Below are 22457 nucleotides of genomic sequence, written 5' to 3'. Positions count from 1 at the left end.
TTAAAATATTGATTATCAAAATATTAATCTTTCCTAATCCCGATTCAATCAAAGTTCTTGCAGTTCTTCTATCGTTTCAACTTTACCCTCCCCCATTAAGTTGCCATCATACGCATTAAAGAGTTGCCAAAACCATCGTTTCGGAGAGCGCAACCATAAGTGTAATCCAAATGCATATAATGAAGCTTGTTGTAATCGGGTGCTTTAACCAATTAAAATTCTGAATTGTAGTAGCCTGCTTTACCATCTTTCCAGACCTCAAAGGTATCGGTGTTGGGGTAGCGTTTGATTCTGTTGTAGTCCAAAGGAAGCGTTTGAGCAACTTTTCCATCACCCATAAAAAGACCAAAAAGGTCTGTTTCATTTTCTTTCCTTCCAAGCAGGTAATAGCCATAAGCATCTAAAGCCTCCAATTGATCGACAGGATAAGTTTGCCGTATGGTTTCTAATTCTTTAATACATGAAGTATCCGAAAGGCTGTCAGGTGTCTCATTGAGCAGCACGTTCACTTTAAGTTGCTCTCCAAACCTTAACGTGTATTGACCAGTCAAATCAAATAAAGTTTAGTCCTCGATAGGGATTGTATAAAAATATGGCTTGATTGAACTCAAAATCAGGTTGCTGTTCTGGAGATTGCTTACAACAGGCAAAACCAAGAAAAAGCAGCAATAGGAAGGCTTTTTCCGATTTGAATTTTAAAATGAAGTCCATATTACCTCAATTGTATAATGTAATTATCGTCTCCAAAAAACAGCTTACCGCATCTTTTTCCACACTTGCCTTATCATATTGGAACAGAATAATAGTTTTTAGTTCCGCTAGGACTTCATCAGGTTATGACTTTTGTAAATCTTGAAATTGAATATTGAGGCCGAATGAAACTTCTCTGTTTAACTGATTATCCCATCGCCAGGCTGTAAACTGTATTTCTCCACTGATGGTTTGACGTGTGGAGTCATACGCTGTAATGTCAATATAGCCTCCCTGTAGGTAATTTTCCCAAAACGTAACTTCAATGTTAGTTCGATATAATCTATTGGAACCGTTTTCCTTGGTGACAAATTCTCCTACAATGGACGAATTTTCATCAAACTCTATATAAGTGGTTCCCGTTGTGTTGAAATTTTTAAGCCGGATGGTTTGAACAAAATCACCGGGTTCTATATCGGTTAATGCAATACCCTCTTCATCCCAGGAAAAGCTCTGTGGAATATATTCTATACTCCCGAAATTCCCTGAGGTGTAAAAATACTGCTTTACAAAAATTTTAGTTTCTACATCAGGAAGCTCTGTGAGTTCTTCTTCAGTCTCAAAAAGTCCTTCACAGGAATAGAAAAGTAAGCAGGCTACAAACAGTAAGTAAAATACATTTTTCATGATCTTGGTTTTAGGTTAAAAACAATCTTCTTTACGCGGCCACTGGCTTTTGGGGGTGTCTTCCATATTGAAGTACTGGATATCGGTTATATTCACATCACTGGGCTTATAAGAGCTTCCATAAGCAAGCCGGTAAGAGAATTCTCCTGTATTATGAATTTTAAAAGACATGTCCTGTCTGGCTGCTTTTTTGTTTCCCTTCACCGTATAGCATATTCTTACTCCATACTTATGCTTGTAGGATTTGTAGTCTTTTTGGCTAGGGTCAAAAGCAAGAGGTTTGATGACCACTTCCACTCCGCCGTATTCTGCTTCCTGAATCACCGATTTAAAGTCGGTGATTTTTCCTTGTGCGACGCAAAGTTGAGTTCCTCCTAAAAAGAGAATCAAGGCTAAGATGTTAAGGCTTTTCATCGGATTTGATTTTAAATTAGGTATCGAATCTATAAGAATGACCTGTCAAAACCCAATAAACCCGCCTGGTTTGTCACGAACTGCACAAAAAACATCATGAAACGCAGTTTCAAAAACTTAAGCCTCGTCTTTTAGATGCAGTCTGGCTTTCAGCTCGTCTTTATAGGTTCTGGATAATTTTAGCCACACGCCATTGGTAAGCATAAGTTCTTTGGAATTAATAATTTTGATAAATTCCATATTCACGATATAAGATTTATGAATGCGTATAAAACGATCACCAGGTAATTCTTCAATAATTTTACTTAATGATTTACGGTCGAGTTCCGGCTGGCTTTCGTCTACGAGATAGAGTTCAATATAATGACCGCTGGATTTGATATAAAGCAGTTTGTCCAAATTGATAATGCGCTTGTTATTCAAAACAAGTTTTGATGGTTTTGAGGACTTCTCAGCGGAAACCTGATTAGTCTTATATTTCTCTAACTCATTCTGTAACTGAATAACTTCTAACTTAGCCGTTTTGTTCTTATTATATAATACCCCTAAGACAAACAGACTTAAAATAACTAAAACCAGAATAATTGTTTTGTAGGTTGTAGACAGGTTTTTGACCTTATTAATAAATTCATCTTTGGTCTTAACATCATAATCGATTCCTAAACTGGCGATTTCCTTTTGGGTTAAAACTTCGTTTAGGCTGTCCTTTAGAGCAATATATCTATTGGCATAGTCCAAAGATTTTTTAAAATTTTGGGTTTTTTCATGTGCTAACTGAAGATTTTTAAGGATTTGGAATTTCTGCCTGTGACTCGAGGCAAGGCTTAGAGCAGTGTCTAAATAATGAATCGCAAGAGGATAAGTTTTCGTTTTAATATATACATCCGCAATATTGTTATATTGGTTGGCCAGACCAAATTTCACTCCGGTATCTTTCTTAGCTCTCAAGGATGCGAAATTGTAAAACAAAGCTTTCTGATAGTTTTCACTTCTCACCATGGTTTGCCCCATATTATTGAAAAGGCTTGCTCTAATAGCTTTGGGAACCGAATCAATAGGTGTTGAATTCTCAAAAGCTTCAATAATATCTAGGGACTTTTTTAAGTTGAAGTTATTGAAATTCCCTATCCGATTGGTGATAAGCTGGTATTGAAACCTAGGAATAGCCTCAAAAAAAGGTTCGGATTTTTTATAGTATACCTCAGCATTTTCATGCTGGTTATTCAAAAAATACAAATCTGCTATATTAAAATAGGTTTTGCCAAGATTAATATCGTCTGGTGCTGTTTTTTCGTAATAAGTCACCACATCAAAAAAATCGGTCAAGGCTTTTTCCGGCTCATCCCGTTGTCGATTGCAAATCGCCATATTCACTTTCACCTTAAAGGCATTAGCTTCTTCGCCTATGGATAAGGATAATTCATAAACACGCTCAAAGTAAGCATAGGCGGTTTTAAAATCCTGTTTTAAATAATAGACTCTCCCGTACTGATTCAGGATATCAGCAAAAAGCAGATGGGTGGTATCTCTGGATTTTAAATTTTGATAGGCCTTCTCCACATAAAAAAGTGTCGAATCGATGTTTTGTGATTCAAATGCTACAGCTTTATCATAATAAGCTTTAGCGGTAGTGTGAGATGAAGGTTGTGCATTAATGATATTAATACCTATCAGCAGAATCAAAAGCATTAAATGTCTTAAAGTCATAAAATAATCCTTTTGGCAAATATTAAATTTTTTAACATTTTATCCAAATAACGTTAAGACTCAAAGCAATTTTTAACAATTCAGAAACCTATCTGAGCCTTAAAAAGAAGTTCAACGACAAGGTTTTCGTGATTTAGGTTCAAAAGGCTTTAAAACTATTCTAAATTATACGTAAATCCTTGACTTCATTTGTTTCAGAGTGCTGTGTAGCGTATTTTTGCACAAAATCAAATACAAAATAATGGCTGGAATAAGCAAAACATCAATAGCAAGGAAAGTTGCTATGGCTCTTTCAGGACTTTTCTTAGTCCTTTTTTTAGCTCAACACTTTACAATTAACTTTACCTCTGTGGTAAGCCCTTCCACATTTAATGAGATTTCCCATTTCATGGGAACCAATTTTGTGGTTCAGGCCATACTTCAGCCCATCTTGATTGCAGGTGTTGTTTTTCACTTCGTTATGGGATTTGTCCTTGAAATTAGGAATAGCAAGGCTAGAAAAATAAAATATAACAAGTACAATGGGGCAGCCAACTCCACCTGGATGTCCAGAAATATGATTATATCCGGAATTGTGGTATTGGCGTTTTTAGGTTTACACTTTTATGACTTCTGGATTCCGGAACTGGTTCATAAATATGTAGAATCTCACCCGGATGATCCCACCAGATATTACGATGAAACCATTGCAAAATTTGCAGGCGATCCCATCAGAACAGGTCTATATGCCCTCTCTTTTATTTTCCTGATGTTACATTTATTACACGGCTTCGCTTCTTCCTTTCAGTCTCTGGGAACAAAAAACAAGTATCAGGAAGGTTTAGGCGGATATAAAAGCGGTACGTCCCGATTCATTCGTAAATTCACGACAGCCTTTGCCGTTGTTATTCCAATGGGTTTTGTATTTATAGCACTCTATCATTATTTTAATAACTTATAAGCGAAAGGATTATGTCAGTTTTAGAATCAAAAATACCAGATGGTCCAATTGAAAAAAAATGGACTAAGCATAAAAACGAAATCAACCTGGTTAATCCCGCCAACAAACGGAATATCGATATTATTGTTGTGGGAACTGGCCTGGCCGGTGGTAGTGCTGCTGCAACCTTTGCAGAGCTTGGATACAACGTAAAGACATTTTGTTACCAGGATTCTCCTCGTCGTGCCCACTCTATTGCGGCTCAGGGCGGAATCAATGCCTCCAAGAATTACCAGGGGGACGGTGACTCCGACTACAGATTGTTTTATGACACTGTAAAAGGAGGCGACTACAGGTCCAGAGAAGCCAATGTGTACCGACTTGCAGAAGTTTCTGGAAACATCATCGACCAGTGTGTGGCTCAGGGGGTTCCTTTTGCCAGAGAATATGGGGGTCTTTTAGATAACCGTTCCTTTGGAGGGGTTTTGGTTTCAAGAACGTTTTATGCCAAAGGCCAAACCGGGCAGCAATTGCTGCTAGGCGCTTATTCGGCCATGAACAGACAAATCAACAGAGGTAAAATCCAGACCTTCAACAGACACGAAATGATGGATTTGGTCCTTGTGGATGGAAAAGCCAGAGGTATTATTGCCCGTGACTTAGTTACTGGAGAAATTGAAAGACACTCTGCCCATGCTGTGGTTTTAGCTTCAGGAGGTTATGGAAACGTCTTTTACCTCTCAACAAATGCCATGGGAAGTAATGTGATGGCCGCCTGGAGAGCGCACAAAAAAGGTGCTTTCTTTGCCAATCCATGCTTTACACAAATTCACCCGACTTGTATTCCTGTTTCTGGTGACTTGCAGTCCAAACTGACGTTGATGTCAGAATCCCTAAGGAATGATGGTCGTATCTGGGTACCTAAAAAGAAAGAAGATGCTGAAGCAATTCGTGAAGGCAAATTGAAACCTACAGAAATTGCTGAAGACGATAGAGATTATTATTTAGAACGCAGGTATCCTGCGTTTGGTAACCTGGTTCCACGAGATGTGGCTTCGAGAGCTGCCAAAGAACGCTGTGACGAAGGCTATGGTGTTAATAAAACAGGACAGGCGGTTTATCTGGATTTTAAAGCTGCTATAGAGCGTTATGGAAAAGAAAAAGCATTTACATCCGGGCACAAAAACCCAAGCCAGGAAGAAATTATAAAACTGGGTGAAGAAGTGGTTGAGTCTAAATATGGTAACTTATTTGAAATGTATGAGAAAATTACAGATCAGAATCCATACAAAACACCAATGATGATTTTCCCTGCTGTCCATTATACCATGGGCGGACTTTGGGTAGATTATAACCTGATGACCACCATCCCGGGCTGCTATGCTGCCGGGGAAGCGAACTTTTCCGATCATGGCGCTAACCGACTTGGAGCTTCTGCATTGATGCAGGGCTTGGCCGATGGCTACTTCGTATTGCCATACACGATTGGCGATTATCTGGCAGATGATATTAGAACCGGACCTATTTCAACAGATACGGAAGAGTTTGAAACGGCTGAAAAAGAAGTTAAAGAAAGAATACAAAAGCTGTTTAAAGCAAATGGCAAAAACCCTGTGGATTATTACCATAAGAAATTAGGTAAAATCATGTGGAATAAATGCGGTATGTCTCGTAATGAGAAAGAGCTTAAGGAAGCCATGGAGGAAATCAAAGCATTGAGAGAGGATTTCTGGGCTAATGTGAAGCTGACCGGTAAGGCAGAAGCTAAAAATCAGGAACTCGAAAAAGCAGGTAGGGTTGCAGATTTCCTTGAACTGGGAGAATTGTTTGCTAAAGATGCTTTGGAAAGAAATGAGTCCTGCGGAGGCCACTTTAGAGAAGAGTATCAAACGGAAGACGGCGAAGCTTTAAGAGATGATGAAAATTACAGATTTGTCTCTGCCTGGGAGTATGTTGGAAACCCAAGGGATGCAAAACTTCACAAAGAACAGCTGGAGTTTGAAAATATTGAATTAAAAACAAGAAGCTATAAATAATTGACTTATGAAGCTTAAACTAAAAATATGGCGTCAGGAAGATGCCAGTGCTAAAGGAGGATTTCAAAACTACGATGTAGATGGAATAGATGGCGATATGTCATTTTTGGAAATGCTCGATGTCGTCAATAATGATTTGATAAACGAGGGCCAGGAACCTATCGAATTTGACCACGATTGCAGAGAAGGAATATGCGGGTCTTGTTCATTACAAATTAACGGGGAACCTCATGGTCCAGACCGACTTATAACCACCTGTCAGCTCCACATGAGGAAGTTTAACGATGGAGATGAAATCGTTATTGAGCCTTTTAGAGCTACCGCCTTTCCTGTGATTAAGGATTTGGTTATCGACAGATCTGCTTTTGACAGAATACAGCATGCAGGAGGATATATTTCTGTAAACACCTCTGGTAACACCCAGGATGCCAACTCCATTCCTATTGAAAAAGAGAACGCAGATGATGCTTTCTATGCAGCAACCTGTATTGGCTGTGGAGCCTGTGTGGCGGCTTGTAAAAATGCAAGTGCCATGCTGTTTACTTCCGCTAAGGTATCTCAGTTTGCCCTGTTGCCTCAGGGTGAAATCGAAGCACATGAGCGGGTCTTAAACATGGTTCATCAGATGGATAAAGAAGGTTTTGGTAACTGTACCAACACGGGTGCCTGTGAAATTGAATGTCCAAAAGGTATTTCCCTAGAAAATATCGCCAGAATGAACAGGGAATATCTAAGCGCAAGCGTTGCCGGATAGACTTTAGATAAACTGATTTAGATTAAAAAAGCGTTTTGGAGAACATCCAAAACGCTTTTTTTGATTGTATGTAATTTCTTTGAAAATGTGATAAGCAGATTCCTTGATCAAAAGGACAACTTGCAGAATGTTGCTGAGCCTATTTATCTTGCCGGCAAAGGCAGATAATTTTCGATAGAATTAAACCAGTTTCATTCCTGCTAAACACTCTATTCGCTGCCAAGGCGATGAATCAGCAGTGCGGCGCGTTGGGTCAAGGGAATGAAAGTTTCAAGATTAACCGTCTCCGACGGGGAGTGAGCACCACTACCCATGGCTCCCAGACCATCTAAACCATCCACGTACTGTGCTATAAACGAAATATCGGCAGCTCCACGCTTCCCCGGGTCGTAAGCCTTAACTTCACCAAACCCGAGGTTCTGACTGACCGCATCTAAGACCTCAAGAAGTTTTGCATTTCCTTCGGTGGGCTCCATGGCCGGGTATGCATCTGAAAAACTGATAACCGCAGAAGTCTGAGGTAAATTGTTTTTTACAATCGCTCTCATCTTGTTTCGCGTTTTTTCTTTCTGCGCTTCAGAAATAAAACGCAAACCCCCATAAACTTCAAGTTCACTCGCGACAACATTAGTTTTTCCAAAAGCGGTCCCCGTAGAGGTGTCAGTATCGTAACTCACCTTGGTTCCTCCCAGAATGACACCAGGATTGAAGCTTAAGAGGTCCTCTCCTTTGACATCCTCATAAAACGAATGGAGTATCCTTGCGGCTTCAAAAATGGCTCCTGCCCCGGTATTTTCGCTAAAAACACCCGACGAGTGCGCCTGCTTTCCTTTCACCTTCAAAGTCCAACCGCTGGAACCTCTTCTCGCTACCGTAGCATAATTCATTCCGGAGGCGGTTTCAAAACCCAAAGCGATATCTGCTTTTTTTCCTGCTTCTACAAGATCATACCGACTTACACTTAATGGTTTCCCCGGTTTTTCTTCGTCGCCGGTAAAGGCTACAATGATATTTTTGCCTTTCAGTTCACCGGCAGCCTGCAATGCTTTGAGGGCATAAATGATGATGGCATTCCCTCCTTTCATATCATTTGTCCCAGGGCCTTCTGCAGTATCACCGGTGCGTGAGAAGGATTGAAACTCGTGATCTTGCTCAAAAACGGTATCCAGATGACCTATCAATAATATAGTTTTTCCGCTCCCGCCTTTAATTTCTGCAAAAAGATGACCTGCTCTGTTCAAACTATCGGGCATGCTTATCCACCGGGTGTCAAAACCTAAATCCTCCAGTTCTTTTTTGTATAACATTCCTACTTTATGAACGCCTTCGAGGTTTAGTGTACCACTATTGATATTGACTGTTTGTTCCAGAAAGTTTATCTGTTCCTGTGTATTAGCCTCTAAAAAAGCTAGCATTTGTTCTTCTTTCGAAGTAATTTCCTGAGCCAGTGAAGTCATGACCGACATTAGGATTAAAAACAGAGTCTGATATTTCATACGTTGAACATTTGTAGTGCTCCAAATATAAATAAATGCTTTGGATACCACTTTTGATAGAAGGGTCTTGGAAAATGGATTACCAAACTACAGTTTGTTTAACACAAAAAAATTAAAGCAATAGAACGGGTCAAGCTTAAAACTAACTCTTAAATATATTCCTGTACACAAAAGGCGTTTCTTTATTCTGTGTGGACGCACACTCCTGTAAGGATTTTTTATAGATGGATTTCAGAATCTTTGGCCTTATGATTCTGACATTGTACATCCAAAGCATTAACCAGCCCATCAGTTCCCTGTTAATTCCACAACGCATGTGCATTGTATAGGTAGCATTTGTTTTGGTTATTTTCTGTGAAGGGTGCCAGTGATGATCTTCAATAAAACGTCCTGTAGCAGATGTAAACTCAACTTCTATATCATATAGACTATCATTTATATTTTTGCTAACACCAAAGCGTTTACTGAGTTCCTGATCTACTGTGGATCTCATGTCTTGAAAATTTGAAAAGGATTTGCCAAGTGTGATCTTTACCAATTGACGAATCCCGTAAATTTCAACATGTTCGGTTTTACAATTCATGCAGGCCAGATAATAGGAAGCTCTGTGAAGAATCAATTTTATGGGGTAAACCATCAGTTTAGAAGCATCCAGGTCTATATTGTGCCCGGTTTCATCATCCTTAACAAATTGAATTTCTAAGGTCTTTCTTTGATAAATCGCGGTTTCAATTCGTTCTAAAACTTTCATTTTATGCGAATCGAGATGCTGATAATAAAAACGCGTCGCTTCAGTATAAACAGAATCAAAACCGATAGGCTTAAGGTTCGGCTCAATTAACAGTTTAATATAGAAATACTTCTTCCCCTCTGAAAAGTAACTTTTTAGATTCTCCTTATGCGTTAAGATATGCTGTAAGGATTTGAGATCTCTTTGCAATTGTCGCTGTGAAACCCTAAAACCCTCCTCTGCCAGATTCAGTATGAGTTGTTCTGAAGTGTATTCATGTTCCCTGAGCGTATTGGCGATAAAAGACAGGCGCTTTAAGTGTTCGCTCATGTTTGGACAATTTATGACGTTTAGGCATATAAATATAATAAAAAGAACAATTGAATGTAAATTTGCACAAGAAAAAGATATTTAGTGGAGCTTCATCCAAATCTCCGTAAATAAAGACACCTGCATATGAACAGGTGTCTTATTTTTTAAAGGCATTTCAAAATCAACTATTACAATTCCTATTCCAGTGATTTTACACCTGCAAGCATGGCTTTTACAGTCATTTCAAGGTCATAATCCTTTTTCCATCCCCAGTCTGATTTAGCTTCAGAATCATCAATACTGTCCGGCCAGGAATCCGCTATAGCCTGTCTGAAATCAGGTTCATAATTAATTTCAAAATCAGGAATGTAATTTTTAATTTCAGCGTAAAGTTCTTCAGGCGTAAAACTTAGTCCGGCCAGGTTATACGAGGATCTTATTTTGATAGATTCGGCTGGAGCATCCATTATGGCTATGGTCGCCTGTATAGCATCATCCATATACATCATGGGCAAAGCTGCATCTTTAGATAAAAACGAAGTATAGCTAACTGACTTTAAAGCTTCGTGAAAGATTTCGATAGCATAATCGGTAGTTCCACCCCCGGGAGGGTTTTTATAACTGATTAAGCCCGGATAGCGAATACTTCTGACGTCCACACCATAACGCTTATAGTAATAAGCACACCAGCGTTCTCCGGCTTGTTTGCTTATGCCATAAACGGTTGTTGGCTCCATGATGGTTTGTTGTGGTGCATCAGTTTTGGGGGTTGTAGGTCCAAAAACTGCAATACTGGAGGGCCAGAAAATCTTAGTTACTAATTTTTCCTTCCCTAAGTTCAGAACATTGAATAAGGAGGTCATGTTAAGATCCCAGCCCTTTTCCGGAAATTTTTCTGCGGTACCGCTTAACATCGCCGCCATCATATACACGGTATCGATGTTATGTGTGGTAACTACAGCTTTAAAGCTGTCGTAATCTGTAGCATCCAGAATTTCAAAAGGCCCGGAAGCGAGTTCCGGAGAAGTGGAAGGTTTTATATCGCTGGCAATCACCGCATGTTCACCATGAATGTTTCGTAAAGCAAGAGTGAGTTCAGAGCCAATTTGTCCACAGGCACCAACAATTAATATCTTAGAAGGCATATTTTTAAATTTTGTTCAAATTTAAGCTTTGAAAAAGATATGAGAATAAAAAATTCGTAATTATGAAAAACTTAAAGATTCATCCTCTACATTTGATCTGTAAATTATTCAGGATAAGACCTGCAAGATTAAAATAATCATCAAAGCTTACACATGCCATACTGAGTCATTCAGGCGGGTGTGACCATCAAAAAAAATACAAATAAACACATGACCTTAAAATCTTTACTTACAGGCTTAAGTATCTTTGCTCTACTGGCCCAGGCAGTCTCCTGTGCAGATCAGAAACAAGAAGAAACCAATAGCGAGACCTCAGTAGTGATTGCCACTGAATTGCAGGAAAGAATTAACCTGGACAGTATACCCTCTGTTCAGTTGTCGGAAAAAGCCAAAAGGGAGACTGAAGACTGGATGATGTACATTGCCCTTAATTCTGAAATGCAGCGCCTTGAAAAATATATGATCTCCGATGTCATAAATAATTCTGAAACCATAAAAAATGTGGTAGATTCCTTGTCGGTTACCGTTCCGCCTGTCTTTGACTCAAATCCTGTCAATGCCAGGATTGTAACGCTTGAAACGCATGCAAAGTTACTTGCTGAGAATGCCAAACACATTGAACCCAACCCAAATGAAATTGGAGACTTAAGTGCAAAATTAAAGCTGGATTTCAATAACCTCAATATCCAGCTGAATGAAGTTTTTATCCTTGAAAACAATACTGTAGAATAACCTATTTACTCCCCAGAACACATGAGATCAAAGTCCCTCTTTTCTATGCTTGCACTATGTTTTATGAGCATGAGTTTTGCTCAAAAACAAAGCATAAACACCACTATCGATGCCTGGCATAAGGCCGCTGAAGAAGCGAATTTTGAGACTTATTTTAGATTGATGACCGAAGATGCCGTTTTTGTAGGCTCCGACGCTTCCGAAGTTTGGAATTATGATGAGTTTAAAGCTTTTTCAAAACCCTATTTCAAGGCTGGTAAAGCCTGGACGTTTAAACCTGTAAATCGAAATGTCTATCTAAATCAGGATCAGAACATCGCCTGGTTTGACGAAGTTTTAAATTCTGACCACATGGGTTTATGCCGGGGGTCTGGAGTGCTTATACAGACTCCATCCGGAGAATGGAAAATCAAGCACTTTGTGCTATCACTGGCTGTACCTAACCCTTTGGTGGATGATCTTGTTAAGCAAAAGTCAAAATTAGACCGCAAATACCTAGAGTCTCAGCCGTAAATTTTCTTTCATCATAAAAAGTTGTATTTTTAAACCCAACTTAAATTAAAAGTTATGAATAAATTAAAATTGATGTTTGTAGCGCTTGGCGCTTCAACATTGCTATTTTCGTGCCAGGATTCCAAAAATGAATCTCTGGACGAAAGCCGGGGCATTGCTATAAAATATATGGATACGACTGTAAATGCACAGGATGATTTTTACTCTTATGTCAATGGAGGCTGGATGAAAACGGCTGAAATTCCTGACGATAGAACCTCCTGGGGTGGATTTCAAATTTTGAGAAAATCTACAGATACCAATGTGTTAGACATCTTAAAAACCGCCGAGGAATCCGGCAGCTATTCAAGCACTTCCGATCAGGGGAAAGCCATTGCTGTTTTCAATTCCATCATGGATACTCTTTCCAGGGATGTAGCTGGTGTAGACCCTATTATGGATAAACTGGATCTAATTGAAGGTATTCAAAGCAAAGCGGATATCCAAAAGCTTTTAGCTGAATATCCTACAGCGATTTCTTCACCGTTTTTTGGAGTCTCTGCTTATTCAGATCCCAACGACAGTAACACCAATATCGCTTATGTAGGTACAGGAAGTCTGGGCTTACCAGACAGAGATTACTATCTCGATACAGATGAAAAATCCAAAGAGATAAGAGATCAATACAAGGATTATATCGTGAAAATGCTTTCGTATTTTGGCGGTTCAAAAGACGATGCGAAATTTAAAGCAGAAACCGTTTTAAAATTGGAAACTCAGCTTGCCGGTCCAAGACTGGATAAAGTGGCCCGAAGAGATTTTAGAAATTTCAACAATCGATATGCAGTAAATGATCTTGATGAAGTCACTAAAAATATTGACTTAAAACAGTTTATGACAGATCTTGGAGTTGAAAAATTACCGGATACCGTCCTGGTCATGGAGCCAAAATACATGGAAGCCCTGGATTTAATAGTTAAAGAAACCTCTTTAGATGATCTCAAAACTATGATGATGTGGTCCACAATCAATGCTGCAGCCAATCAATTGTCTACTGAAATTGCCAGAACCAACTGGGAGTTTTACAGCAAAACCTTAAGTGGTGCTAAAGCTCAAAGACCATTAGACGAAAGAGCCCTTTCTGTCGTCAACGGAACTATTGGTGAGGCTGTAGGTAAGCTTTACGTGGATCAAAAGTTTCCACCGGAAGCCAAAGAAAAAGCTGAAAATATGGTAGCCAACGTTATTTCAGCTTTTAAGAGTAGAATCCAAAATCTGGAATGGATGCAGGATTCAACCAAAACCCAGGCCATTGAAAAACTGAATAAATTCACAGTGAAAATTGGCTATCCGGACGAGTTTAAAGATTACAGCGATCTGCAGGTCAGCCCTGAAAACACCTATTACGAAAACATGCAGGCCGTTGGACTATGGAATTTTAAAGACAACCTCAGCAAGATAGGAGAACCTGTAGATAAGACTGAATGGGGTATGTCTCCACAAACAGTGAATGCTTATTTCAATCCTTTATATAACGAAATTGTATTTCCTGCAGCGATCTTACAGCCGCCTTTCTACGACTACAGGGCAGACGCTGCTGTCAATTACGGTGGAATTGGCGCCGTTATTGGACATGAAATTTCTCATGCCTTTGATGACAGTGGTGCCAGGTTTGATGCCGAAGGAAACCTTAAAAACTGGTGGACGGATGAAGATCTTGAAAAATTCACAGAACGCGGAAACGATTTGGCTGCGCTTTACAGCAGCATTGAAGTTTTAGACAGTGTCTACATCAACGGTAAGTTTACCCTGGGAGAAAACATAGGGGACTTAGGGGGTGTGTTAGGAGCTTACGACGGACTGATGCTGCACTATGAAAATGAAGAAAAGCCAGGGAAAATTGATGGCTTTACACCAGAGCAGCGCTTTTTTATGTCCTGGGCAACCGTCTGGAGAACCAAAATTAGAGATGAAGCTTTGAGGACTCAGGTCAAAACAGACCCGCACTCTCCAGGGCAATACAGAGCTTATGTGCCGCTACAAAACGTAGATGCCTTTTATGAAGCTTTCGATGTCAAAGAAGGAGATGACCTTTACCTAGCTCCGGAAGAACGCGTGAGAATTTGGTAAGTATTCGTTGTTCCAAACAACGTCAACACTAATAAAAAGCGGTTACAACTCAAGTTGTAACCGCTTTTTGCTTTTACATGGTTTACCCGTCATCTGTTCTTCTTTGATACCTTTTTTATCCAGGCGGATTAAAAATCATATTTGAACAAAGCAATCTCCAAAAATCCTTGAACCAAGCTTGTTGATTTTTGAGGTATTGATATTTTGATTTAATTATGCGTAATTTCTATACGTTTATGCTTGAGATAAATAGTTTAATTAAAATATAGATGATACCAAGATTCTGTTTGTGTGCAACTTTACACAAATACATTAGCTTTAGGAACAGTTGAGACAATGATTGACGCCCTTAAGTTAATCGGCAAAAGATACCTAGGATATATAGGTATCGCATTAATGATATATGATTTTGCAGATTGCCTGTATGAATAAAATGAAACCCATGAATAGGTTTAGATCAATTAATGATATTGTTAATGTCCTTTTTGTTGTTGGGTATATTGTGGATTTTTTATTCAGAAAATCAATTTTAAATGCAAGTTTTAAATTGTTTGCGTTAGTCCCATTTTTAGTGAATATACCATTAATAATATATTTGATTTACTTAATATTTAATATAAGTGATGAAAATAACAAAATGTACAAACATAAAATTAGCATCATTTTTAAATTAATATTTAATATAATCTTCATTTTGTTAATAATTTATCTTTAATGAAAAACGTACAAACGGGGTTTATAGAAAATAACAGTTAAGGGCCGTAGGAAAACTGGCAACACGAACCTTTGGGCTTTACAGGAGCGGCATTAGTAGTTTATGATTTTGCAGATTGTATGTGGGGTTAAAATTTAAAAACTATGACTATTTTTGATTATTTATATATACTATTTTTTAGCCTTATATCATGTATTGTTCTTTTACAGACTTTAAAAAAAATTAGAAAACTTGAAAGGAAAGTTATAGTAAGGAATATACTTTTGGTGTTTTTCATGTTTTACTTTATTTTAAATAAAACAAACCTGGTATAACAAATAGCGATTAAGTGCAAGCCAAAAAGGTGTGCTTTTCTGCTAACTTTGTTTAAAACTGAAACTACTAACGTTCTTGCCTGCTACTTTTCATATATCAATTAGCAGGCTTTATGATAGCTTCAGCAGCTTATCTTCTTGAATTACATTGTAGTAAAATTCAGTAATTTTGATTATGAGAGATATTCTGTATTTACTTTCTGTTATAATTATGTTGGTAATTATAGTTTATGGAAGCGATGATTTGATAAGTGGATTTTTAATAATCTCTACTCTCATTTTCTTGACATTATTTATACGAAAAATAAGTTAAACAAAATCGTCTTCCAACAAGGCGGTTTTGTTGTTTCAAAAGCTAAATTAAACACCCCTTTTAAGTCTAAAAACCTGTCCAGCTAGGGACTATCTATAGGTAAAACCTAAAGCTGTACTTAAACCAGCCTGCCCTTAGGTACGCCCTATGATTTGTGAGGTTTAAGTTGTCCTGTTTCTCGAATCCAAATAGTCTTCCTTAACATCTAACTTCTGATATCTAATATCTTCTCTCTATTTTCCAATCGTTCTTTCAAAAAGCTCTAAAATCCGTCTATACTCATCCGTCCAGCTACTGGGCTGAGTAAAACCATGCCCTTCGACTGGATACACAGCCAGTTCCCAGTCCTCTTTTTCCAGCTCGATCAAGCGTTGAGAAAGCCGCACCACATCCTGAAAATGCACATTGGTGTCCACAATCCCGTGAGCGATCAACAAATGCCCTTCCAGACCTTCTGCAAAGTAAATGGGTGACGATTGTCTGTAAGCGATCGGATCCAGATTTGGCTCGTTCAAGATGTTGGAGGTATAGCCGTGATTATAATGCGCCCAGTCGGTCACCGAACGCAAGGCGGCTCCTGCAGCAAAGGTATCTGGCTCGTTGAACATGGCCATCAGGGTGATGAAACCACCGTAACTTCCGCCATAAATCCCGATTTTATCGGGGTTGATGTCGAAGTTTTCTACCAGATATTCGGCGCCATCCACCTGATCCGATAAGTCTTTACCGCCCATATGTCGGTAGATTCCGGTTCGCCAGTCTCTGCCATAACCCGCACTTCCCCGGTAATCGATATCCAATACCGTGTAACCAAGATCGGTCAACAGGTTGTGAAACATATATTCTCTAAAGTAACTCGACCACCACTTGTGAGCATTCTGCAAATAGCCCGCGCCATGTACAAAAATGACTGCTGCATGATTATTGACGTTTTCCTCGGGTCTATAAAGCCTAGCATAGGGTTTGGCGCCGTCCTCAGCCTCAAACTGGATAAGCTCGGGTGTTCTCCAGGTATAGGCACTAAAGGCTTCCGACTGACCTTCTGTGAGTTGTTTTGGCTTGGCGCTTGCTTTGGTGGGCTTCAAATAAAGCTCTTCCGGCGTGTTTGAACTGGAAAACAAGATGGCCATGTGTTTTTCATCTGGGGAAAGTTCCACCTTATTATTGCCTTCCATGGAAGTCAGCTGAACTGCTTTTCCTCCCATCACCGGCATTTTGTAGAAATGGCGTTCACCGGGATGCACCTCCGAAGACGTAAAAAACCAGGAGGTTTTGTCCCTGGATAATTGGGGATCAAAGACTTCGTAATTTCCACTGGTGAGTTGCTTTTGCTTGTTTTTGTCCACATCATGAAGGTAAAGGTGGGAATACCCTGTCGCTTCAGACTGGTAATAGATGTGCGTATCGTCTGCCAGCCACCCCAAGGTGCCCCCACCGTAATAACTGCCAATACCAGGTCCCGCAATCCAGGCCTCGTCGTGTTGCCGGTCTAGATTTTTCAAGCTGCCTGTATCCAGATTCAGCAAAGAAATCCAGCGGTCTTTGTTGTCCTGTGCTCTTATCGCTACCACGGCATGCGCATCCTGGGATGAAAACTTCACATCCGAAAAGCTTACGGCTCTTTGCTTTTCTTCCCATTCCCGGTCAGGATAATTTTCAGTGTATCCTGGTAAATCGGTAATCCCTGGCAGCGAAGACACATCCACTTTAAAGACGGTATCCTTTTGTATGTGATACAAGTACAGATCTCGCTGAGTGGTCTGGTCGCCGACTTTGCTCCTGGCATTCAGCATTTCGGTGTAGCCAGATGCATCGATATAATCGGGGACTCCCGTATTATCTCCAGACTCTGGTGTATACGTCTGAAAGGTCAGGAACTCACCCGTTTCGCTTATGCTGAAGTTGAAAGCCCGCTGCTTGTCTAAATAAAACGTGTATTCATCTTCCTCTAGTAAAGCTATGTTCTTTTCTCGTAACTCCCGGTTTTCTTTTTGAACTCTGACTTCTTCCAAAAGGCTTAAATTCTCCTCTTCCAGCCACTGGTTCTTCTCGGATTTCTTGGAGTCCTTGTCTCTGGAACTTCCTGATTGTATGTTGGTTTTCTTCTGAATTTGTCCCAGATCTACATTATAAACATAGAGATTGTTGTTCGCGATAAAGGCATATTCAGAATCGGTGATGAACTTTGGACTGCTGATGCGTTCTCCTAAATCCAACACCAGACGAGTTTGATTTTTACGGATGTCATAGCGGTATAAATCGCCTGATTTGACAAAAAGCTTAGCCGTGCGTTTAGCGTTATAATCGCCGCTGGAAGAAACTCTCGTTTTGATTTCATCCAGACTGACTTTTTGAATTTCAGACGTGTTTTTTAAATTTATTTTATACAGCGAATCTGATACCTCTTGTTCCGGGTTATAATTAAAGTAAATCACATCAGATTGTTCGTTCCAGGCGACATCAGAAGGGAAGGTACCCATCCAGTTTGGATCTTGCATGATTTTTTGAACAGACAGGTCAGATTGTGCAAATCCGCTAAGACTTGCCAGAAGTGCCACACTAAGAATTCGTAGAGATAGAGTCATGGGGTATTTTATTTTGAGAATTATTCAAATATAACAGGTTTTCGCAGAAAGCTAAGAGTCGAAATCTTACTAACTTTAAACCTTGATGCTGTAACTATGACCAAAAATTTCAACATAGGTTTAATGCTTTTGCTCATGTTCAACTTTTAGCTGTGGTTTTTCTCAAGGAAAATAATGCTAAATTGTTTATCATTAAATTAGTGCCTATGGCAAAGAATCAAAAAATAGAGGTTAAAGGCTGGAGCATAAGTCTCTTTAAATATGAAAAAGAAGATTACATCTCCTTAACAGATATTGCTAAATACAAAGACTCTGCACACTGATACTATTATTCAAAACTGGTTAAGAAATAGAAACACAATTGAGCTGCTTGGGTTCTGGGAAAGTATGTATAATACTAATTTTAAACCCCTCGAATTCGAGGGGTTTAAAAAACAAGCAGGACTTAATAGTTTCGTTTTAACTCCTAAGCGGTGGATTGAAGCAACCAATGCTATGGGAATTGTTTCAAAACCTGGACGATACGGTGGAACCTACGCACATAGAGACATAGTCTTTGAATTTGCGTCTTGGATTTCTATAGAGTTCAAGCTTTATGTCATAAAAGAATTCCAACGGCCTAAAGAGGAAGAAAGCAATAGGTTACAATTAGAATGGAATTACCAAAAACACCTCGCTAAAGTGAATTATCATATCCCTACAGATGTGATCAAAGATCATTTAATCCCTGAAGGTTTGAGTCCAACGCAAATCAATTACGTATATGCCAGTGAAGCTGATGTTTTGAATAAGGCCTTATTTGGAAAAACAGCAAAAGAATGGCGAGAAGAAAAGCCTCAGGAAAAAGGGAATATAAGAGATAAGGCCACTATTGAACATTTAGTTGTCTTGTCTAACCTGGAAAGTCTCAATGCTGTATTGATTGATTAAGACTTAACTCAATCAAAACGTCTGAAAAATTAAATCAAATCGCTATCAATCAGATGAAATCTTTGGTGAATAGAAAACAGATAAAACCATGAAACAAGTACTCATTTCAAGTTTTACACTATTGTATTTAATAAGCTTTTTCAGTACACAGGCTCAAGAGAAAAAGGCTTTTGAACTCTTTAGCCAGGCCGGGAAACCCATCACGTATCAACGTATTCTGGATAGTCTTTCCAAAACGGATGTGGTGTTGTTTGGTGAATTTCACAACAATCCGATTTCGCACTGGCTTCAGTTTGAACTGGTTTCTGACTTGAAAAAAGACAGCATCAATCTTATTCTGGGGGCAGAAATGTTCGAAACCGACACCCAGGAGGTCCTCGATCTTTACCTCAGGGATAGTCTGGCAGAAAGCGAATTCAGTAAAAAAGCAAGGGTATGGAAGAATTATGCCACAGATTATAAGCCAATTGTGGACTTTGCAAAATCAACCTCAACCCCGTTTATCGCCACTAATATTCCCAGACCTTATGCGACACAAGTGTATAAAAATGGAGGCTTTTCAGCTTTGGATTCGCTTTCCAAAGTTGAATATGAGTTAATGCCTCCTTTGCCCATTCCGTTTGACATGAGTTTGAGTTCCTACCAGAACATGCTGGACATGATGGGCGGTCATGGTGGCGAAGAATTGGTGAAAGCACAGGCCATAAAAGATGCGACCATGGCGCATTTTATCCTGAAGAACTTACAGCCCAATCAGGTGTTTTTTCACCTCAACGGCAGTTACCATTCCAATGATTTTGAAGGGATTTACTGGTATTTGAAAACCTACAACCCCAATGTGAATATTCTTACCATCTCTACCGTAGAACAAAATGAACTGAATAATTTAGGCGAAGAACACCTCAATAAAGCCAATTTTATTATCGTTGTGGATGAAAACATGACAAAAACCTATTAATTATGAGCGAAACCCTTAAAGTCACCTACATACAAACCGAACTCACCTGGGAAAATCCCAAAGCCAACAAGGCCCATTTTGAAAAAAAGCTTTCAGAATGTCCCTCAGATACAGATTTGATTATTCTGCCGGAGATGTTTACCACCGGGTTTTCCATGAATGCCGAAGCTAATGCTGAAGAAGTAGCGGAGGTTTTAGGCTGGATGAAAACTCAGTCTAAAACGCATCAGGCTGCCATCACAGGTAGTGCAATGATAAAAGAACACGGGAAGTATTTCAACAGGATGTTCTTTGTAGAACCCGAGGGAAAGGTGTCTGCTTATGATAAAAAACACCTGTTTACTTTGGCAAAGGAACATGAAACCTACACGCCGGGCAACCAAAGATGTGTTGTGGAGTATAAAGGCTGGAAACTATGTTTACAGGTTTGTTATGACCTTCGTTTTCCGGTCTGGGCAAGAAATAAGGATGATTATGAGGTTTTGATTTATGTCGCTAACTGGCCTGAAAAGCGCGTCTCTGCCTGGGATATTTTATTGCAGGCCAGAGCTGTTGAAAACATGAGTTATTGCATTGGTCTTAATATCATTGGCACCGATGGCAATAGCTTCCCTTACGTTGGCCATTCGTCAGCTTATGACGCCCTTGGCAAATCTCTGAGCGAACACGATCCAGAAGAAGAAGCCATACAAAGCCTCACCCTCGAGAAGTCTCATCTGCATCAGTTAAGAGATAAATTAGGCTTTTTAAGGGACAAGGACTCCTTTAGTATAGGTTGATACTCAGTACATCATCCCAGTTCGCTCGTATTTTCACCGGCTCATTTTCATAGAGAACGGGTTCTGGCTTTATGCCTTTCAGAAAATCTCCTGTATCCCATCTTCCGTTGGCATTGAGATCATAGATTAAACGGATGTAATAGTTAGCCGGTTTTACCAGCTTAAAGAAAACGGTTGATTTTTCAGTTTCATATACAGAAGATTCTACCTTTCCACGTTCGTCTATAAGCTCAACAATAACGGGGTATTCATCAATATTATTGATCGTCAGGGCCAGATTTCCAAAATCGGCTAACGGCCTTGTATTGTACCTGAAACTCAAGCTGTCATTTTGAGCTTCAAAAAAATCGGTGACCGCGCCCGGCAGAAGATTGATTTGGTAAGCCGTTTTACCTTGTTTTTCAAACTCAAATACCAAATGGTTGTATATCGTATCCATTTTTAATTTAAAATCGACGGGGATGGAATCCTGTCTGAATAGCTGGATAGAATCTTTTTGAAAACTCGAAATCGGGGTATTGGCTTTCAGTTTGAAATCGGTTAAAAGCTTGTTTCTGTCATTTTTTACTTCTGAAATGATTAAAGAATCTTTCTCGATTTGTTTTGGTCTGATTTCAAGGGTGTCAATTTTGCCCTGGTTGCTAAAAGTAAACAGCAAACTATCCTTTTCCAGATAGGGCTTGAACCAATAGTGAAGGGTATCTTTGTCTTCATCCCTGAAATATCGAGATTCAAAAGCTTCTGTGGTTTCAGAAATCAGGTCGATTTTGTAATCCTCCAACCGACCCTGGAAACCAAACTCCAGGTGTTGCCTCGAAATCTGACTGGGGCGGGAAGCCTCAAAATCTAAGACTTCTTTAAACACTAAAATATCATAAAGCTGATTGGTTGGGATTTTCACTGTATCTTCTACAAATCCGATTTTATCCTGAGCCGGATCAAATTTATAATTGTTGTTTTTATCTGAAATCGCCACCATTTTGTAATTGCCGGCTTTCAGGTTATCCAGGCTGAACAATGAGGTAGAGTCTCTTACATAGGTGATGTAACGCGGAGATTGATTATACACCACAGAATCTGAATAGGTAGAATCTAAAGCATAAAGCATCACCGAAATGTTTTCATCTGAAAGTCGGTTATACGCGTCAAAAACATTCCCTTCCACCTGAAGGGAATCTACATAACCTCCGGTTGAGAAAACATATTTAAAATAGGGAAGCACGATGCCTTCGTTATTATCCTGAATACTCGTTCCAAAATTGACCGTGTAGGTTGTGTTTTCTTCCAAAGAATCTTTGGGAATGTCGAGTCTGATGTATCGGCTCGCAGGACCCAGGGGGTAAATGCTTGGCCGGGGCTCTATAGGTGGAGAAAACAAAATCTGTTGTTGGGGTTCCTTTAAAACCAGGTACTCATCAAAATTAATAACGATCTCTTCTTCGTCATAATTGGTGGAATAATTTTCCGGACTGGAATTCAGAAACTCGGGCGGCTCCGTGTCTTTAGGACCTCCGTCCGGCCGCCCTCGCTGCGCACAGGACGACAGGATGAGCAACAAAACAGGAATAAAAAGGGATCGAAAAAAATGAATTCTCATGACTGAAGATAAGTTTATGCAA

Annotated in this window: 18 protein-coding genes; 9 read left to right on the top strand and 9 right to left on the bottom strand. The window is 39.4% G+C overall.

Annotation, left to right across the window (positions count from 1 at the left end):
- Positions 1 to 212 precede the first annotated feature (212 nt).
- From G3567_RS02520 to G3567_RS02505, 4 genes are all read right to left on the bottom strand, one after another.
- Positions 213 to 551 carry a hypothetical protein gene (locus tag G3567_RS02520; RefSeq protein WP_164003740.1) on the bottom strand — a complete coding sequence of 113 codons (339 nt, stop codon included), beginning with the start codon at positions 549 to 551 and terminating at the stop codon, positions 213 to 215.
- A gap of 283 nt (positions 552 to 834) precedes the next feature.
- Positions 835 to 1377 carry a hypothetical protein gene (locus tag G3567_RS02515; protein ID WP_164003739.1) on the bottom strand — a complete coding sequence of 181 codons (543 nt, stop codon included), beginning with the start codon at positions 1375 to 1377 and terminating at the stop codon, positions 835 to 837.
- A 15-nt stretch (positions 1378 to 1392) separates the two neighbouring features.
- Positions 1393 to 1791, bottom strand: a complete 399-nt coding sequence (locus G3567_RS02510) for a hypothetical protein (RefSeq protein ID WP_164003738.1) — start codon at positions 1789 to 1791, stop codon at positions 1393 to 1395.
- A 117-nt stretch (positions 1792 to 1908) separates the two neighbouring features.
- Complete coding sequence (locus G3567_RS02505; protein WP_164003737.1) at positions 1909 to 3498, bottom strand: LytTR family transcriptional regulator; 1590 nt, start codon at positions 3496 to 3498, stop codon at positions 1909 to 1911.
- Between the two features lie 241 nt (positions 3499 to 3739).
- On the opposite strand from G3567_RS02505, the gene G3567_RS02500 reads away from it, so the two are divergent.
- From G3567_RS02500 to G3567_RS02490, 3 genes are read left to right on the top strand one after another with little or no spacing between them, the layout of a single operon-like run.
- Positions 3740 to 4438: a succinate dehydrogenase cytochrome b subunit gene (locus G3567_RS02500; RefSeq protein WP_164003736.1), complete on the top strand. Its 699-nt coding sequence runs from the start codon at positions 3740 to 3742 to the stop codon at positions 4436 to 4438.
- A gap of 11 nt (positions 4439 to 4449) precedes the next feature.
- Positions 4450 to 6453, top strand: a complete 2004-nt coding sequence (locus G3567_RS02495; RefSeq protein ID WP_164003735.1) for a fumarate reductase/succinate dehydrogenase flavoprotein subunit — start codon at positions 4450 to 4452, stop codon at positions 6451 to 6453.
- Positions 6454 to 6460: 7 nt separating this feature from the next.
- Positions 6461 to 7207 (top strand): succinate dehydrogenase/fumarate reductase iron-sulfur subunit, encoded by a 747-nt coding sequence (locus tag G3567_RS02490; protein ID WP_164003734.1) that lies wholly within the window; start codon positions 6461 to 6463, stop codon positions 7205 to 7207.
- A 209-nt stretch (positions 7208 to 7416) separates the two neighbouring features.
- Here G3567_RS02490 and G3567_RS02485 read toward each other — a convergent pair whose 3' ends face one another.
- The 3 genes from G3567_RS02485 to G3567_RS02475 all read right to left on the bottom strand — a co-directional run bounded on the left by G3567_RS02485 (position 7417) and on the right by G3567_RS02475 (position 10890).
- Positions 7417 to 8703 (bottom strand): M20/M25/M40 family metallo-hydrolase, encoded by a 1287-nt coding sequence (locus tag G3567_RS02485; protein WP_164003733.1) that lies wholly within the window; start codon positions 8701 to 8703, stop codon positions 7417 to 7419.
- A 142-nt stretch (positions 8704 to 8845) separates the two neighbouring features.
- Entirely contained in the window at positions 8846 to 9763 is a 918-nt protein-coding gene (locus tag G3567_RS02480; protein ID WP_164003732.1) for a WYL domain-containing protein, read from the bottom strand.
- A 179-nt stretch (positions 9764 to 9942) separates the two neighbouring features.
- Complete coding sequence (locus tag G3567_RS02475; protein ID WP_164003731.1) at positions 9943 to 10890, bottom strand: NAD-dependent epimerase/dehydratase family protein; 948 nt, start codon at positions 10888 to 10890, stop codon at positions 9943 to 9945.
- A 210-nt stretch (positions 10891 to 11100) separates the two neighbouring features.
- Between G3567_RS02475 and G3567_RS02470 the strand changes: the two genes are divergently transcribed.
- From G3567_RS02470 to G3567_RS02460, 3 genes are read left to right on the top strand one after another with little or no spacing between them, the layout of a single operon-like run.
- Positions 11101 to 11622: a hypothetical protein gene (locus tag G3567_RS02470; RefSeq protein WP_164003730.1), complete on the top strand. Its 522-nt coding sequence runs from the start codon at positions 11101 to 11103 to the stop codon at positions 11620 to 11622.
- Between the two features lie 45 nt (positions 11623 to 11667).
- Entirely contained in the window at positions 11668 to 12135 is a 468-nt protein-coding gene (locus G3567_RS02465) for a nuclear transport factor 2 family protein (protein WP_164003729.1), read from the top strand.
- A 54-nt stretch (positions 12136 to 12189) separates the two neighbouring features.
- Complete coding sequence (locus G3567_RS02460; protein ID WP_164003728.1) at positions 12190 to 14244, top strand: M13 family metallopeptidase; 2055 nt, start codon at positions 12190 to 12192, stop codon at positions 14242 to 14244.
- Between the two features lie 1575 nt (positions 14245 to 15819).
- Here G3567_RS02460 and G3567_RS02455 read toward each other — a convergent pair.
- Complete coding sequence (locus G3567_RS02455) at positions 15820 to 18171, bottom strand: S9 family peptidase (RefSeq protein WP_164003727.1); 2352 nt, start codon at positions 18169 to 18171, stop codon at positions 15820 to 15822.
- Positions 18172 to 18558: 387 nt separating this feature from the next.
- Between G3567_RS02455 and G3567_RS02450 the strand changes: the two genes are divergently transcribed.
- From G3567_RS02450 to G3567_RS02440, 3 genes are all read left to right on the top strand, one after another.
- Positions 18559 to 19101 (top strand): KilA-N domain-containing protein, encoded by a 543-nt coding sequence (locus G3567_RS02450; protein ID WP_394351386.1) that lies wholly within the window; start codon positions 18559 to 18561, stop codon positions 19099 to 19101.
- 88 nt (positions 19102 to 19189) lie between these two features.
- Positions 19190 to 20059 carry a ChaN family lipoprotein gene (locus G3567_RS02445; protein ID WP_164003726.1) on the top strand — a complete coding sequence of 290 codons (870 nt, stop codon included), beginning with the start codon at positions 19190 to 19192 and terminating at the stop codon, positions 20057 to 20059.
- A gap of 2 nt (positions 20060 to 20061) precedes the next feature.
- The gene (locus G3567_RS02440; protein WP_164003725.1) at positions 20062 to 20838 is read left to right on the top strand and encodes an amidohydrolase; all 777 of its coding nucleotides are present in this window, start codon (positions 20062 to 20064) and stop codon (positions 20836 to 20838) included.
- Here the strand turns inward: G3567_RS02440 and G3567_RS02435 are convergent.
- Positions 20825 to 22435, bottom strand: coding sequence for an Ig-like domain-containing protein (locus G3567_RS02435; protein ID WP_164003724.1), 1611 nt, complete (start codon positions 22433 to 22435; stop codon positions 20825 to 20827). The two genes, G3567_RS02440 and G3567_RS02435, sit on opposite strands and share 14 nt — an antisense overlap.
- Between the last annotated feature and the right edge of the window lie 22 nt (positions 22436 to 22457).

Source organism: Psychroflexus aurantiacus (assembly GCF_010820555.1).
Classification (GTDB): Bacteria; Bacteroidota; Bacteroidia; order Flavobacteriales; family Flavobacteriaceae; genus Psychroflexus; species Psychroflexus aurantiacus.
Note: the sequence above shows the minus strand (reverse complement) of the source record. Positions and strands in the feature narration are given on the sequence as shown.

Excerpts from the sequence above, each read along its gene's own strand:
- G3567_RS02515 (WP_164003739.1), bottom strand. The coding sequence starts at position 1,377 with ATGAAAAATGTATTTTACTTACTGTTTGTAGCCTGCTTACTTTTCTAT.
- G3567_RS02510 (WP_164003738.1), bottom strand. The coding sequence starts at position 1,791 with ATGAAAAGCCTTAACATCTTAGCCTTGATTCTCTTTTTAGGAGGAACT.
- G3567_RS02505 (WP_164003737.1), bottom strand. The coding sequence starts at position 3,498 with ATGACTTTAAGACATTTAATGCTTTTGATTCTGCTGATAGGTATTAAT.
- G3567_RS02500 (WP_164003736.1), top strand. The coding sequence starts at position 3,740 with ATGGCTGGAATAAGCAAAACATCAATAGCAAGGAAAGTTGCTATGGCT.
- G3567_RS02495 (WP_164003735.1), top strand. The coding sequence starts at position 4,450 with ATGTCAGTTTTAGAATCAAAAATACCAGATGGTCCAATTGAAAAAAAA.
- G3567_RS02490 (WP_164003734.1), top strand. The coding sequence starts at position 6,461 with ATGAAGCTTAAACTAAAAATATGGCGTCAGGAAGATGCCAGTGCTAAA.
- G3567_RS02485 (WP_164003733.1), bottom strand. The coding sequence starts at position 8,703 with ATGAAATATCAGACTCTGTTTTTAATCCTAATGTCGGTCATGACTTCA.
- G3567_RS02480 (WP_164003732.1), bottom strand. The coding sequence starts at position 9,763 with ATGAGCGAACACTTAAAGCGCCTGTCTTTTATCGCCAATACGCTCAGG.
- G3567_RS02475 (WP_164003731.1), bottom strand. The coding sequence starts at position 10,890 with ATGCCTTCTAAGATATTAATTGTTGGTGCCTGTGGACAAATTGGCTCT.
- G3567_RS02470 (WP_164003730.1), top strand. The coding sequence starts at position 11,101 with ATGACCTTAAAATCTTTACTTACAGGCTTAAGTATCTTTGCTCTACTG.
- G3567_RS02465 (WP_164003729.1), top strand. The coding sequence starts at position 11,668 with ATGCTTGCACTATGTTTTATGAGCATGAGTTTTGCTCAAAAACAAAGC.
- G3567_RS02460 (WP_164003728.1), top strand. The coding sequence starts at position 12,190 with ATGAATAAATTAAAATTGATGTTTGTAGCGCTTGGCGCTTCAACATTG.
- G3567_RS02455 (WP_164003727.1), bottom strand. The coding sequence starts at position 18,171 with ATGACTCTATCTCTACGAATTCTTAGTGTGGCACTTCTGGCAAGTCTT.
- G3567_RS02450 (WP_394351386.1), top strand. The coding sequence starts at position 18,559 with ATGTATAATACTAATTTTAAACCCCTCGAATTCGAGGGGTTTAAAAAA.
- G3567_RS02445 (WP_164003726.1), top strand. The coding sequence starts at position 19,190 with ATGAAACAAGTACTCATTTCAAGTTTTACACTATTGTATTTAATAAGC.
- G3567_RS02440 (WP_164003725.1), top strand. The coding sequence starts at position 20,062 with ATGAGCGAAACCCTTAAAGTCACCTACATACAAACCGAACTCACCTGG.
- G3567_RS02435 (WP_164003724.1), bottom strand. The coding sequence starts at position 22,435 with ATGAGAATTCATTTTTTTCGATCCCTTTTTATTCCTGTTTTGTTGCTC.